10 protein-coding genes are annotated in these 14,022 nt (G+C 71.1%); 4 read left to right on the top strand and 6 right to left on the bottom strand.

All coding sequences use genetic code 11. The features are described 5' to 3' along the window. Window positions 1-79 precede the first annotated feature (79 nt). Both ACMA1D_RS12870 and fabD read right to left on the bottom strand, forming a co-directional pair. On the bottom strand, window positions 80-898 hold the full coding sequence (locus tag ACMA1D_RS12870) for an enoyl-CoA hydratase/isomerase (RefSeq protein ID WP_414724046.1): 819 nt from the start codon (window positions 896-898) through the stop codon (window positions 80-82). Beyond that, window positions 899-3,307 (bottom strand): ACP S-malonyltransferase, encoded by a 2,409-nt coding sequence (gene fabD / locus ACMA1D_RS12865; protein WP_414724045.1) that lies wholly within the window; start codon window positions 3,305-3,307, stop codon window positions 899-901. 918 nt (window positions 3,308-4,225) lie between these two features. Here fabD and ACMA1D_RS12860 point away from each other — a divergent pair. Both ACMA1D_RS12860 and ACMA1D_RS12855 read left to right on the top strand, forming a co-directional pair. Continuing rightward, window positions 4,226-5,188, top strand: a complete 963-nt coding sequence (locus tag ACMA1D_RS12860) for an acyltransferase domain-containing protein (protein WP_414724044.1) — start codon at window positions 4,226-4,228, stop codon at window positions 5,186-5,188. After that, window positions 5,185-6,471, top strand: a complete 1,287-nt coding sequence (locus ACMA1D_RS12855) for a beta-ketoacyl synthase N-terminal-like domain-containing protein (RefSeq protein WP_414724043.1) — start codon at window positions 5,185-5,187, stop codon at window positions 6,469-6,471. The genes ACMA1D_RS12860 and ACMA1D_RS12855 overlap by 4 nt, the downstream gene beginning before the upstream one ends. 199 nt (window positions 6,472-6,670) lie before the next feature. Here ACMA1D_RS12855 and ACMA1D_RS12850 read toward each other — a convergent pair whose 3' ends face one another. Further along, window positions 6,671-7,165 (bottom strand): hypothetical protein, encoded by a 495-nt coding sequence (locus tag ACMA1D_RS12850; protein WP_414724042.1) that lies wholly within the window; start codon window positions 7,163-7,165, stop codon window positions 6,671-6,673. Window positions 7,166-7,630: 465 nt separating this feature from the next. Further along, the gene (locus ACMA1D_RS12845) at window positions 7,631-8,062 is read right to left on the bottom strand and encodes a winged helix-turn-helix transcriptional regulator (protein ID WP_414724041.1); all 432 of its coding nucleotides are present in this window, start codon (window positions 8,060-8,062) and stop codon (window positions 7,631-7,633) included. A gap of 205 nt (window positions 8,063-8,267) precedes the next feature. Between ACMA1D_RS12845 and ACMA1D_RS12840 the strand changes: the two genes are divergently transcribed. Both ACMA1D_RS12840 and ACMA1D_RS12835 read left to right on the top strand, forming a co-directional pair. Continuing rightward, window positions 8,268-9,716, top strand: coding sequence for an MFS transporter (locus ACMA1D_RS12840; RefSeq protein ID WP_414724061.1), 1,449 nt, complete (start codon window positions 8,268-8,270; stop codon window positions 9,714-9,716). Window positions 9,717-9,741: 25 nt separating this feature from the next. Continuing rightward, entirely contained in the window at window positions 9,742-10,230 is a 489-nt protein-coding gene (locus ACMA1D_RS12835) for a pyridoxamine 5'-phosphate oxidase family protein (RefSeq protein WP_414724040.1), read from the top strand. Between the two features lie 103 nt (window positions 10,231-10,333). On the opposite strand, the gene secD is transcribed toward ACMA1D_RS12835, so the two are convergent. Together secD and ACMA1D_RS12825 are read right to left on the bottom strand one after the other, a co-directional pair. Next, window positions 10,334-12,811 (bottom strand): protein translocase subunit SecD, encoded by a 2,478-nt coding sequence (gene secD, locus ACMA1D_RS12830; protein ID WP_414724060.1) that lies wholly within the window; start codon window positions 12,809-12,811, stop codon window positions 10,334-10,336. Window positions 12,812-12,895: 84 nt separating this feature from the next. Further along, the gene (locus tag ACMA1D_RS12825; protein ID WP_414724039.1) at window positions 12,896-13,513 is read right to left on the bottom strand and encodes a hypothetical protein; all 618 of its coding nucleotides are present in this window, start codon (window positions 13,511-13,513) and stop codon (window positions 12,896-12,898) included. Window positions 13,514-14,022: the final 509 nt, after the last annotated feature.

Here is a 14,022-nt window from a genome sequence, read left to right as displayed (position 1 = left end):
CGCGGTGGTCGCGGTGCGCGGGGCCGGTGGGGGTGCGCCGGCGAACCGGCCGCGGGGCCGGACTTGGCGGAGGTGATCCTCATGCTGCTCCCTCATCCGCACGCGCGGTGCCGTGCGGGCCGCGCTGTTCCCAGGGGTAGACGCCGTCTTCGACGAAGCGAGTGATGCGCTGGAGGTTCTGCGGGTCGGAGAAGATCTCCAGGTTCGCGGCGATCGCCGCCTCCCGGTGCCGTCCGACCGGGGCGATCTCGGCGCTCATGAACCGCTTGTAGCGGGCGATCCCGTCGCCGGCGAGCTTGCTCATCCGCCCGAGGTGCTGGGCGAGCAGCGGGCCGCTGCGCTCGGCGCAGCAGTCGACGAGCCCCCAGTCGGCGGCCTGCTCGGCGCCGATCGGACGGGTCGTCAGCGTCAGGTAGTTGGCCCGCTGGAAGCCGATGCGCCGGGTCAGGAACGGCATGACCATCGCCGGGTAGAGCCCGAACAGCAGCTCGGACAGGCCGAAGGTGGCGCTGGTGTCGGCGATCACGACGTCGCTGGCGGCCACGAAGCCGACCCCGCCGGCGTTCGCCTTCCCCCGTACGTGGGAGAGGGTGATGTACGGGCCCGTCGCCATCCGCAGCCACAGGTCGAACAGGGGCGCCGGGTCGTACTCACCGGTGCCCGCGGCGGGCTCCCGCCCCGCCTCGGGCGCGAAGTCGCCGAAGTCGGCCCCGACGCAGAACGCCTCGGGCGAGCCCTCGAAGACGACGAGGGTGACGCCGTCCCGCTCGCAGGAGTCGAGGAGTTCGTGGAGCTCGCGGACCATCGCGTCGGTGATGGCGTTCTCGCGCTCGGGCCGGTCGAACTGCACCCGGCACACCTGGCCCTGGCGCCGTACCCGGATCGTGTCGTGGTTCATTCAGGCCGTTCCCACCGCGGACAGTCTTCGCTCCATCAGGGCGGCGGCCTCGTCGAGCACCCGGAGGTTGATGTCGGCGACGTGCCGGCGGCGCCAGTCCTCCCAGTCGGTGCCCTTGACCCACTGGTTGAACGCGCCGAGCGCGGGCCCGCACTGCACCTGGAAGTCCACCCGGCCCTCGTCGGCGCCGCTGAGCGCCTGGCGGGTGGCGTGCGCGAAGTACCACTTGAAGACCAGGGCCATCTTGTGCTTCGGGTCCTGCTCGGCCTTGTCGATCTCGCGCTGCGGGTGGTGCGCGCGGACCTCGGCGTACACGGCGTCGAAGCTGCGCTTGAAGTACCGGGTCTGGAGCTGTTCGGCGGTGCCGGGGTCGATCTGGTCGAGCGAGTCGTACCGCTTGTACAGCTCGTAGAGCTTGTTGGCGCGGGCCGGGAAGAGCACGCCGCGCTTGAGGACCTGGATGCGGGCGCCGTACTCGAACATGTCGCCGGCGGGGGCGTATCCGGTGTCCTGGATGTTGATGTCCTGGAGGAGGTCCTTGACCTGCTCGCTGGTGCCCGCCTCCACCGTGCACTGGTTGATGGAGCCGGTGGTGAGGAAGTCGGCGCCCATCAGGAAGCAGGCAGCCGCGGCGTCCGGGGTACCGATGCCGCCGGCGGCGCCGAGCCGTACCCGCTGCCGGTAGCCGTGTTGGGCGGTGACGTCGTCGCGCAGCCGGCGCATGGCGGGCATCAGCGCGAGCGCCACGCCCTGGTCGGTGTGGCCGCCGGAGTCGGCCTCCAGGCAGAGGTCGTCGGCGACGGGCAGCTCCCGGGCGAGCGCCGCCTCTTCCGCCGTGATGCGTCCCTGGGCGAGGAGTTGCTCGACGATACGGGCCGGCGCCGGGCTCAGGAACGCCTTGGCGACCTCGGGGCGGGAGACCTTCGCGATGATGCGACCGCGCGGTACGACGTGGCCTGCCGGGTCACGGCGGAGCCCGGTGAGCCGGTACCTGACCAGCGCCGGGGTCATGGTGATGAAGGCGGAAGCCTCCAGGGTGCGGATGTCGTGGCGCAGGTAGAGGTCGACGAGGGCGTCCTCGCGCTCCGGGTGCCCGGGGTCGTGGACGATGTTGAGGCCGTACGCCTCGCCGCCGGTCAAGTGCTGCTTGAGGTAGCGGATGTCGGCCTCGACCTGGTCGGGGCGCTGGCCCGCGGTGCCGAGGAAGCCGAGCATGCCGGCGCGGCCGACGGCGACGACGAGTTGCGGCGAGGCGATGCCGCGGTACATGCCGCCGGTCAGGCAGGCGTAGCGCAGCCCGTAGTCACGCTTGAAGCTCACGCTGCCGAGGTCGGTGGCGAGGATCGCGGCCCGCCCGGCGGCGGCCGGCTGCGCCGTCGGCGCGGGGGCCCGGGTGGCGGCGGGCGCCGGGACCTGGCTGGCGGGCGGGGCGGGGCGCGCGGCGGGGGCCTGCGCCGAGGCGGCGGGGGCCGGGGGCGTGGCGTGGGCCGGAGCTGCGGGGGCCTGCGCGGTCACCCGCGGCGGCAGCGGCTCTTCCTCGTTGTCGGCGACGATCAGCGGTTCGGCGTTGCGCCGGATGTTCCGTACCAGGCTGGTGAGTACGTGGCCCGGGCCGAGCTGGAGGAACTCCTCTTCCTGACGTCCCATCAGGTAGCGGATGCTCTCGCTCCAGCGCACGGTGGAGGAGATCTGCGAGACCAGGGTGTCGATCACCAGGTCGCTGCGGTACGGGCGGGCAGTGACGTTGGCGATGACGGGCGTCCTGGGGGCGCGCACCGCGAAGCCGCCGACGTAGGCGGCGAACTCCTGCTGGGCGGCGGCCATGTACGGGGAGTGGAAGGCGCCGCTGACCTGGAGGACGGTGTACATCCTGGCCTTGGCCTCGTCGAAGACGGGCTTGGCCCGCTCCACGTCCTCACGCAGGCCGGATATGACTATCTGTGACGGTGAGTTGAGGTTCGCCACCGCGATCGACTCGAAGCCGTTGACCGTCAGGAGGTCGCGCACCTCCTTCTCCTCAAGCCCGCCGACGGCGGCCATGCCGCCACCGCGTGCCTGTCCCATCAACTCGCCCCGCTTCTTCACCAACTGCAAGCCGGTGGCAAAGTCGAAGGCTTCGGCGGCCAGGAGTGCGTTGTACTCGCCCAGGCTGTGTCCGGCCATGTAGTCGGGCCGCGGCTTACCCTCGGCCAACAACCGGTAGTAGCTCAGTGCATTGACGACGTAGAGGGCGGGCTGCGTGAACTGGGTGAGGTTCAAACGCTCATCCGGGTCTTCCAGGCACAGCGTGCGGATGGAATAGCCAAGGATCTCGTCGGCGATACCGGTCAGCTCTTTGAAATCGTCAAAGAGTTCGGCGCCCATGCCGATTTTCTGGGACCCCTGCCCCGGGAAGAGATAAGCCACCATGATGGGTTCTCCGTCCTTTCACACGCCCATGGGAAGCCGAATTGCCCGCCCTGCTCGGGCGATGTTCAAATACCGCCCGTCAGCAGCGCATAACTCATTGCCAATCACCGCAAGGCAGCGTTGCTCACAAGCCACTGCCATTCGCCGCTAAGGAAGCTGCGGACACCAATGCCAGCCCGTGGTGGGGCCGTTCAGAGCGCGTGAGTGAGCATCCGGTCGCCGACCGCGACGGCGCGGTGGCCGGACAGCAGATGTCCCTGGTGACCGAGGTATGGACGGGCGCAGCGGAGGTCGGCGCGCGGCGCGCGGGCACTCCCCACTCGACGGGGCACAACTGTCCGCCCCTTGAGACGCAACGGAACGGCGCCACGCCGGCGCATACCGGTCAGACCCATGATCGCTTCCCCCGATGAACTTCCAGAATTTCGCACACGGGCGCCACGGAAGTGGTAGTCAGCAAGTACGAGCGAGGCGGGCGACCGCGTCACCTTGTGGGCGAACCAGCCCACTTGATGCACGCAGCAGCAGCCATCATCCCCAACACGCCGACACGCCCCCGAAACAGCCGCGCGTCATTTCACCCCACCAAACCCACCCAACGCAACTCGATGACGGCCGGTTACTGGATTGACATCGAGCTGTCACGCTTTCAGGTTCGATGAGAACGCCTTGACCTTACATCCAGCCAGGCGCCGCCAAAAAGGGGGGAATCGCAGGTTCCACTTCAGCGGCGGCATGAGTCACCGATCCAACCACCGCCGTAAATGTCCAGAATAGTCGAGAAATGACCAGGAGCGTTGACCCGTAAACTCGCCCTCATATAGTGTCCGTTCGGCCATTCGCGCGGGAACTGAACCCACCTGTTCACCCGCACGACATATTGTGAAATGAAAAAGAAAAGTAATCGGGGGATAATACGTGGGCAACACGGTCTACCTGCTCGGCGGTCAGGGTTCGCAGTACTTCGGTATGGCATCCACCCTCTATCAGGAGAGTGCCGAGTTCCGACGCAGCATGGACGAGTTGGATGCGGTGTGCTCCAGTCGATTCGGACACTCCGTCACCGGCTATCTCTACGACCCGGCCCGCACCCTCTCGGACCCGTGCGACGACCTGGCCAGGTCCAACGCGGCGATCTTCATGATCGAATATTCACTGAGTGAGCTGCTCCGCTCGGAGGGCATCACTCCGGATGTTCTGGTGGGCTCCAGCCTCGGCGAGTTCAGTGCCATGGCCATCGCCGGATACGTACCGGCGGAGGCCGCGCTCGGCTTCGTGGTCGAGATGGCGCACCTGCTGAAGGGGTCCATGAGGCCGGGCGGCATGGTGGCCGTGCTCGGTGACCCGCGGCTGTACGAGGAGCTGCCCGCGCTGCACCAGCACACCGAGATGGCGTCGATCAACCACGCCAACCACTTCGTGCTGAGCGGCGAGGCGCACGGCCTGCGCATCGCCACCGACCTCCTCAAGGACCGCGGCCTGATCACCGTGACGCTGCCGGTGCGGTACGCCTTCCACTCCTCCGCCCTGGACGGGCTGCGCGAGCGCATCACCGAGGCGGCGGCCTCCCTGGTCTTCGACGCGACCCCCACCGTCGACGCCGCCCGCCCGCTGCTGATCTCCTCCACCACGGCCGACGCGGTCAAGGGGTGGCAGGCGGAGGACTGCTGGCACACGCTGCGCAAGCCGATCGCCTTCACCGAGGCGCTGTCCGCCGTGCCCGGGGCGGCCGAGGCCGACTTCATCGACCTGACGCCGTCCTCCACGCTGGCGGCCATCATGAAGAACAGCCACCCGGCACTGCGCACCTACCCGGTCATCACCCCCTTCGGCACCGAGCCGGCCCGGCTCGCCACCGTCCGGGCGGACCTGCTGTCATGAGCGCGGGCAGCGGCGTCGTCATCACCGGGCTCGGGGTGCAGTGCGCGCTCGGTGGCGACCTCGACGAGTTCACCGCCGCCCTGCGTACGGGCGAGAGTCGGGTCACCTTCGAGCCGCCGGCGGACGGGCTGCCGGCCACCCTGGGCGTCGCGGGCCGCCCACGGCGCTCCCCCGCCGACGTGTTCGAAGCCCAACTGACCGCGGCCGTACCGGAGTTGCGTGATCGGCTGCGCCCGCTGCTGCGGCGCGCCACCCGCACCAAGCAGTACGCGCTCCTCGCCGCCGTCCAGGCGTGGTCGCAGGCAGGGCTGCCGGCCCACGGCAGCGGCTTCGACGGCACCCGCACCGGGCTGGTGATCGCCGGCGGCAACCAGGCGCACGAGCTGTACCAGGAGATGGGCCGCAAGTTCGAGCGCGCCCCCTCGTTCGTACGGCCGAGCTACGCCGTGGACCTGTGGGACACTGATCTGCTCGGCACCGCGAGCGAACTGTTCGGCGTGCTGGGCGAGGGGGTGGCCACCGGCGGCGCATCGGCCGCCGGCAACGTCGGGCTGGTCACGGCCCTGCGCATGGTCCGGGCCGGATACGCGGACGCGTGCCTGGTCATCGCCCCGATGACGGAGCTGTCCGCGGTCGAGCGGATGGCGTTCTTCAACCTCGGCGCGCTCGGGGCCAAGGAGCAGCAGGACCCGGCGTCCGAACGCAGCCGCCCCTTCGACACCGGGCACGACGGCTTCATCTACGGCGAGGGCGCGGCGGCCCTGCTCCTTGAGTCAACCGCGCACGCAGCCGCCCGCGGCGCGCAGCCGCTGGCCCAACTCCTGGGCGGCGCCGTGCTGTTGCACGGCAGCCGTACCTCGGCGCCGTCCCTCGCGGGGGAGGTGCGGGTGATGCGCGCCGCGCTCGCCGACGCCGGCCTGGCCCCCGCCGACGTGGAGTACGTGAACGCGCACGCCACCTCGACCCCGCAGGGTGACGTGGCCGAGGCCGAGGCGCTCGGCGAGGTGTTCGGCGACCGGGTGGGCGAACCCTGGGTCAACGCCACCAAGTCGCTCACCGGCCACTGCCTGGGCGCCGCAGCGGCGATCGAGGCGGTGGCCTGCGTACAGCAGTTGCGGCTCGGCTTCATCCACCCGAACGCCAACCTCAAGGCCCCCATCCCCGCCGCGGCGCCACTGCGACTGGCTCCGGGCCACGAGGTGGCGGCCGAGCCGCGGTACGCGCTCAGCAATGCGTTCGGCTTCGGCGGCATCAACACCTCGGTGGTCTTCGGCCGGGTCTGAGCCTGCGACACGCAGCGGGCGGGCGGGCGGCGCGATGACCGTCTCGCCCGCCTGGTGAATGCCCTCGCACCTTGTCTCGCACGGTGACGCCGTGCCAGCCGAGCAGAACAATGGCGGACCAGGCCGCGCACGGGCCCTGACAGTGCGGTGACGTGGCGGTGCGGCGGTGCGGCGGTGCGTTGAAAGCGTGACCGGCGAGCTACGCGACGGCGCCCGCCGAACCGCTGCCCCCGCGGCGGCGCTTGTGGTACGCAACGGTCAAGACCGCCAACAGCGGCCCCCACAGAATCAGCGGCGTGTAGCAGGCGTAGAACCAGGCGGATTCCAGGCCACCGGCCTGCGTGGGGAAGTCGTCGGGCAGGTCGTCGCCGCGGATCGTGGTGCCCTGGACCTCGACGACGACGGCCAGAACCGTGAACACCGCCGTGAGGACCGTGGCGCCGATGGCGGCCGGGATGACCGCGGCCATCCTCGGGACGCGGCGCCCGCGCAGACCGGGGAGCCAGTGCGGGAACACCTCACCCCAGCGTGCGACGAGGCCGATCGCGGTGAAGGCGAGGAGTTCGGAGGCTGCCGACAGGAAGAGGATGTACGGGTTGATCCCCCCGTCGAACGCCGATGGGAGCCGCCACAGACTTGAGGGCAGGACGACGAGCGGCACCGCGTAGGCCGTGCGCCGGAGCCAGCGGGGCACTCCGCTGACGGGTTCGTGGGCGGCCCGCCACACCGAGCGAAGCCGCCCCGGCCGGGCAGCAAGGGGGGTTACGACGTCCTGGATGGGTGGCATGTCAGTCCTCGGCTTCGACGGGCTGGCGCTCGTTGCGCTCACGCTTGACGATCGCAGCCGTGCCGATGCGAAGGATCGCTCCGCAGAGTGAACTCGCGTCCGCCGCCGGGCGTACGGCCGACGCGACTTCGGGATGACACCAGGGCGCCCGGGCCGCGCTCGCCCAGGCCGCAACCTCGCTCTCGTTCACAAGCGCGCGGCCCACGAAGCCCGACCGGCGCGCCCTGGCCCGAGTCCCGGACGCGCCCGGGAGCAGCAGGCCACCTCACCCACCGCGGCCGGCCGCCCCGACCACGATCCGCGGCAACAGCAACAGCAACAGCAACAGCAAGCGGACCTACCGCACACCGCAGCCGGGCCGGCCGCCACCCGTCAGGCGCTCTGTGCCTGCTCCTCGCGCTGGTCGTACGCGGCGCGCGCGGCGGCGATCTCGTCCTGGTGCCCCTCGGTCCAGGTCACCAGCGCCTGGATGGTGTCGTGCAGGGTGGCGCCCATCGGGGTGAGTTGGTAGTCCACGCGCGGCGGAACGACCGGGTGGACCGTACGGCGCACCAGGCCGTCACGCTCCAACTGCCGCAGGGTCACCGTCAACATGCGCTGACTGATGCCGTCGACCTCGCGCCGCAGTTCGGTGAAGCGCAGGGTGCGTCGGTCGAGCAGGGCGATGACGAGCAGCGACCACTTGTCGCCCACCCGGTCCAGGATCTGTCGGACTTCACACCCTTCGCGGGCGTCCCACTGGCGGGCCTGGTCGTCCCCGGTTCCCGTGCAGTGACTCGGTGACTTCAAAGTGCCTTCTTCCATGGTCGTTCAGAGTGCATCAGGATCGAGGCAGTAACAAGAGGGAACCGACCACTGAATCGGTAACCGTACTGCGCAGTGCGTGTTCCGACCCGTCGCCCCGTTGCCCTCTCCCCCCCTTTTCCATCCTCGCTGTTCCTCATCATCGAAGGAGTCTGACGTGTCCACGTCGTCTGCATCCCCACCGTCGGAACCCGGCGTCGCCCGCCTGGACGGGCGTGCCTGGGCGGTGCTGTTCGTCCTGTGCGGAGCGATCTTCCTAGAGGGCATCGACGTGGCCATGCTCAATGTGGCCCTGCCGTCGATCCGCGCCGACCTCGACATGTCCACCGGCGAGTTGCAGTGGGTGATGAGCGCCTACGTGGTGGGTTACGGCGGGTTCATGCTGCTGGGCGGCCGGGCGGCGGACCTCTTCGGCCGCCGGCAGATGTTCCTGTTCTGGCTCACCGTGTTCCTGCTCTTCTCCGGGTTGGGTGGCTTCGCCGACAACGGTCCCACCCTGATCGCCGCCCGCTTCGTGACCGGAGTGGCCGCCGCGTTCATGACTCCGGCCGGACTGTCCATCATCACGACCGGCTTCTCCGAGGGACCGCAGCGCGACAAGGCCCTCCTGGTCTACTCGGGCACCGCGGCCGGCGGCTTCTCGGTCGGCCTGGTCGTCGGCGGGCTGCTGTCCTCGGCCGACTGGCGCTGGGTGTTCTTCGCCCCCGTCGCCCTCTCGGCCGTCCTCCTGGTCGCCGCGTTCGTCCTGATCCCCAGGTCAGAGCAGCCGGCCAGGACCGGGCAGCGCGTGGACGTGCTCGGGGCGCTCACCGTGACCGGTGCGTTCGTGCTGCTCGTCCTCGGCGTCGAGCGCGCCGCCCACGCCAGCGGGGGGCAGACGGTGGGCACCCTCGCCGCCGGCTTCGCGCTCCTCGGCGTCTTCGTCCTGGCCGAACGCCGGGCGGCCGACCCCCTGGTGCGGCTGGGCATCCTGCGCAGCGGCTCGCTGGTACGCGCCAACCTTGCCGCACTGCTCCTCGCGGCCAGCTTCTTCGGCTTCCAGTTCATCGCCGTGTTCTACCTCCAGGAGTTGCGCGGCTGGTCCACGATCCAGACCAGCTTCGCCCTGCTGGTGATCGGCGTCGACGCGGCCATCTCCCCCACCCTCACCCCCAGGCTCGTCAACCGCTTCGGCAATGCCCGGGTCACCTTCGTCGGCCTGCTCCTTGCCGTGCTCTCGTACGCACTGTTCCTGCCGGTCGGCGACGACTGGACGTACGCGGCGATGTTCCCCAGCTTCATCACCCTTGGCCTGGCGTTCTCGCTGGCCTACGGTCCGCTGACGATCGTCGCCACCGAGGGCATAGCCGAGGAGGAGCAGGGCCTGGCCGGGGCGCTCCTCTACACCGCCTTCCAGTTCGGCGCCGCCCTCGGCCTGTCCACGGTCACCGCCGTGAGCGTCGTGGCCACCGGCGACGACGAAACCCCCGGTGCACTGTTGGACGGCTACCACGCCGCCCTGCTCGTCCCGCTCGGCGCGGCCCTCCTCGCCGTACTCATCAGCGCCTTTGGCCTGCGCGGCCGGCACCGCACGACGGAAGATGCCGCAGCCCAGGGCGAGACCACGGCGCAGGCCGACACCGCGCCCGTGCAGACGGCGGGGGCCGCGCGATGATCACCGCGACGACGGAGGTGGCGCCGTGGCGCTGAACGTGTCCTCCTTCTCCGCCCTGGAGAGCGAGTTCCTCCAGTACGTGAGCGACATCCGCTACGCGACCATGACCACCGTCGACAAGCAGGGCCGCCCCCGGGCGCGCGTGCTGCTGCCCGTCTGGGAGGTCGTGGACGGACAACCTGTCGGCTGGCTCGCCACCTACAAGACACCGGTGAAGTCGGCCCACCTGGCGAACAACCCGCACACCACCTACTCCTACTGGAGCCCCCGGCAGAACGCGGTGTTCATCGACTCCGTCTCCACCTGGGTCGACGACCCGGCCACCAAGCTCCGCGGCTGGGAGCTCTACCGCAAGGGCAGCCCGGCCGGGGTGGGTTACGACCCCCGCGGCTACTGGTCCGGCGGCCCGACGGACCCGCAGTACCACCTGCTGCGCATCGAGCCCTGGCGCGTACAGGTGCTCCGCGGCCGGGACCTGAGCAGCCGCATCTGGACCGCCGGGCGCGAGACCTAGAAGCAGCCGCCCGGATCACGGGCCGGGCCGCGCCCACCGGGCGGCGCCCACGTACCCCGCGGGGTACGTGGGCGCCGGTGCGTTCGCCCCCGGGCCGGCCGGCTCAGCGCCGACCGCTCGCCGGACGGGCCGGCCCCGCGGGCATCCGGCGGTCGCCCGGGCGCGGCGCGCGGGCTTCCTGCCCTGCCGGCCCCGACTCCTCCCCCGTACCGGAGGCCGGCCCGTCGCCCGTAGCGGGCCGCGAGCCGCCGCGGGACTGCAACTCCACCGCGAGCGGGGCCGCGGTGAACATCGAGGAGTACGTGCCGACCAGCACGCCGATCAACAGCGCGAGGGCGAAGTCCGTCAGCGAGTCACCACCCACCACGGTCAGGGTCGCCAGGATGAAGACGGCCCCCATGCCGGTGTTGATGGTGCGCGGCACCGTTTGCAGCACGGCGGTGTTGGTGAGGCGCGCGTACGAGGCCCCGGGCCCGTCCTGCTGCAACTGTCTGACCCGGTCGAAGATGACGACGGAGTCGTTGACCGAGTAGCCGATGACGGTGAGCAGGGCGGCCAGGAAGATCCCGTCGATGGGTTTGCCGAGCCAGGCGAACGTCCCCACCAGGATCACCACGTCGTGCACCATGGCCACCACCGTGGCCAGGCCGAGGGCGAAGCGGAACCGGACGGCGAGGTAGAGGAGTTGCGCCCCGACCGCGACGGCCAGCGCGATCAGCGCCCCGCGCCGTAGCTCCTCACCCATGCTGGGGCCGATCGACTCGTCCCGGACCTTCTCCACCGGTTTCCCCGACAGGTCGCCGATGGCCCGACCGATCTGGGCCTCCTCCTCGTTGGTCATCTCGCCGGTCCGTACGGTCAGTTCGCGCTCGCCCGATGACTGCACGACGGCGCGCGGGAAGCCGACGTCGGCCACCGCCTCCCGGGCCCGGTCGACGTCGACCGGGGCCGCGGTCGAGTACTCCACCAGCCGGCCGCCGGTGAACTCCACCCCGAAGTCCAGCCCCCGCACCCCGATGCCCGCAGTGGCCAGGACCAGGGCGACGGCGGAGCCGGCGAGCCAGCGCCGGGGGCGGCGCAGCAGGTACGGGTTGCGGCGCAGCAGCCAGGTGCGGACCGCCCCGCTGTCGGCGATCCCGGTGACGCCTGGCCGCTTGCGCACCGCGCGCCGGGCCACCGCGAAGTCGGCGAGCGCCCGGGTGATCACCAGGGCACTGATCATGGAGGCCAGCACGCCGATGCCCAGCGTGACGCCGAAGCCGCGGACCGGCCCGGAGGCGAGCAGGAACAGTAGTCCGGCCGCGATCAGCGTGGTGATGTTGGAATCGGCAATCGCGCTGAACGCCTGCCGGAATCCGGCGGCCAACGCCGAGCGCGGCGTTTTCCTTTCCCGTACCGCGTATTCCTCGCGCGCCCGCTCGAAGACGAGGACATTCGCATCGACCGCCATTCCGATGGCCAATACGAATCCCGCGAGGCCCGGCAGGGTCAGGGTGGCTCCCAGGCCGACCAGGGCGGCGTAGGAGAGCAGCCCGTAACAGGCGAGTGCGAGGACGGCGAGGCCGCCGAGGAGACGGTAGACGGCGATGATGAACAGACCGGTCAGCGCGGTGCCGATGATGGCCGCCTGGGCGCTGGCCCGGATGGCCTCGGCGCCCAGCGTGGGGCCGACGGTCCGCTGTTCCACGGTCTCCACCGGCACCGGCAGCGCGCCGCCGTTGATCAACAGCGCGAGTTCGCGGGCCTCGTCGCGGTCGAAGTTCCCGGTGATCTGGGTGGAGCCGCCGGTGATGCCCCGTTCGCACTGCACGCCGGGGTCGACCTGCGGGGACGAGATGATCTCGTCGTCGAGGACGATGGCCACCCGGCGAGCCGGGTCACCGGGGGCGGCGCACGCGGCCTGGCCGGTCAACGCGGCCCACCCCTTGCCGCCCTTGCGGAAGTCGATGCTGACGAACCAGCCGAGTCCGGCCTGGGGGTCCAGGCGCGCCTCGGCCTCACCGACGTCGCCACCGCCGAGCGTGGCCGGCCCGAGCCGCAGCACATTGCCGTCCTCGTCGGACAGCACCCGCCCCTTCCCGTCCGCACCGGCTTCGCTGCTCCCCTTGCCTTCCTTTCCTTCCTTGGTGTCTTGGGTGTCTTGGGTGTCTTTGGTCTTCTGGGCGTTCTGGGTGTTCTGGGATTTCTGAGTGTTCTGGGTGTTCTTGGTGTCCTCGCCGTCGGTGGTGGTGCCCGGTGGGGCCTGGGCGAGAACGGGGTGGAAGGCGAGTTGTGCGGTGCGGCCGAGTACGTCGGCGGCCTCGCGCGGGTCCTGTACGCCGGGTAGTTCGACGATGATCCGGTTCTCGCCGGAACGGGTGAGGGTGGGTTCGGTGACGCCGAGCGCGTCGACCCGGCGGCGGAGCACCTCCAGGGTGCGGTCGGCGGCCTTGGAGTCGGCCGTCGCGGTGGCCGAGTCCCGGGTTTCGAGCACGATCTGGGTGCCGCCCCGCAGGTCGAGGCCGAGGCGGGCGGGCACGGTCACGGCGATGTAGAGCGATAGGGCGACGAGGACGAGCGCGAACAGGGCTCGCACCCGCATGGAGCGCGTCACAGCATGCCTCCGGCAGGCGTGCCGCAGCCGCACACGGCGGCGCGGGAAAGGAAGTGGTGCGGGGGTGAGGGATCAGATACCGGAGGAATGCGGGGGCGCCCGGCCGGCGTACGGCGTGGCGTGCACGGCGCGGGCCAGGTCGACACGCCCGGCAGGCGGCGCGCGCCAGCCGACCGACGGCGTGAACACCGTCGGCGGGGGCACGGCTGCGGCCCCCGGTGGCGGAGCGGCGTGCCCGCTCGCGGAGCGGTCCGCCGTCAGCCGCGGCAGCGCGCCGTACGGCTGGAGGTGCGGCCCGTCGGCCGCCTCGGGCCCGGCGGCCTCGTCCGCGAGCAGCCGCAGCGCCTGGTGCGCGGCCTGCTGGCCGGCGGCGAGCTGCGGTCCTGTGGCTTGCCGGACATCCGGGACGGCTGTGGGGTGGGTGGCGTACGACGGGGCTGTGGGGCTACTCGCGTACGGCGAGGTCGCGAGGCTGTTCGGGTACGGCGCGGCGGTGGGGTTGATCGCGTACGGCGCTGCGGCCGGAGTGTGCGCCCCGGTGCGCAGCGGCGTGGGGTGGCCGGCCGGGGACAGCAGGCCCACGAGGGCGACGAGTACGGCGACGACGGTCGCGGCCAGCGGGCGCAGCCCCCCGGGTCGCGCGTCCGACGCCGCGACGCGGCGGCCTGGGACCGCCGTACGCCGTGCCATGCCGCCTCCCCACTGCGCTGGTGCGGCGCCGCGTGCGTGCGGCGCCGTCGTGCTGTCGTCCGCCGCGTCGCTACGTCGGCTGGACCGTTCGTACCGTACGGGTGGACAGCCCGGCCGGGCGCCGGGACGCTCCGACCCTAGCCGGCGACCGACCCACGGCGGACCGGGCTTGGTCACCACCCGTACGCGGCCCCGCCCGCTCCCCCACCCGGCGGGCCCGAAGGCCGGGGGGGGAGCGGAGACCGAACGGGTAGGTTAACCCGCCGCCCCGGCCCGCACGAGATGTGCGGCCGAATGCGCTCCGCGCGACGGTGCGAGCCGGATCGTCGTGCGGGACGGTACGAATGCACGGCGGCACAAATGCACGGCGGTACGAAGGTGCAGCAGCGCAGAAAGCACGGGGCGGCGCAGGGAGCACGACGGCTCGAAATGGGGGACACCATGGGGAACGCGACGGCGCGGAATGCGGGGCGACACGGAATGGGGGCCAGCACGGAAGCGCGCAAGAC

The sequence above is a fragment of the Streptomyces sp. 796.1 genome, assembly GCF_047525675.1.
Taxonomy (GTDB): Bacteria; Actinomycetota; Actinomycetes; order Streptomycetales; family Streptomycetaceae; genus Streptomyces.
This window is presented reverse-complemented; position numbering and strand designations above follow the sequence as displayed.

Bases quoted from the DNA above. Each gene is read 5' to 3' on its own strand.
- ACMA1D_RS12870 (WP_414724046.1), bottom strand. From the start codon at position 898: ATGAACCACGACACGATCCGGGTACGGCGCCAGGGCCAGGTGTGCCGG.
- fabD (WP_414724045.1), bottom strand. From the start codon at position 3,307: ATGGTGGCTTATCTCTTCCCGGGGCAGGGGTCCCAGAAAATCGGCATG.
- ACMA1D_RS12855 (WP_414724043.1), top strand. From the start codon at position 5,185: ATGAGCGCGGGCAGCGGCGTCGTCATCACCGGGCTCGGGGTGCAGTGC.
- ACMA1D_RS12845 (WP_414724041.1), bottom strand. From the start codon at position 8,062: ATGGAAGAAGGCACTTTGAAGTCACCGAGTCACTGCACGGGAACCGGG.
- secD (WP_414724060.1), bottom strand. From the start codon at position 12,811: ATGCGGGTGCGAGCCCTGTTCGCGCTCGTCCTCGTCGCCCTATCGCTC.
- ACMA1D_RS12825 (WP_414724039.1), bottom strand. From the start codon at position 13,513: ATGGCACGGCGTACGGCGGTCCCAGGCCGCCGCGTCGCGGCGTCGGAC.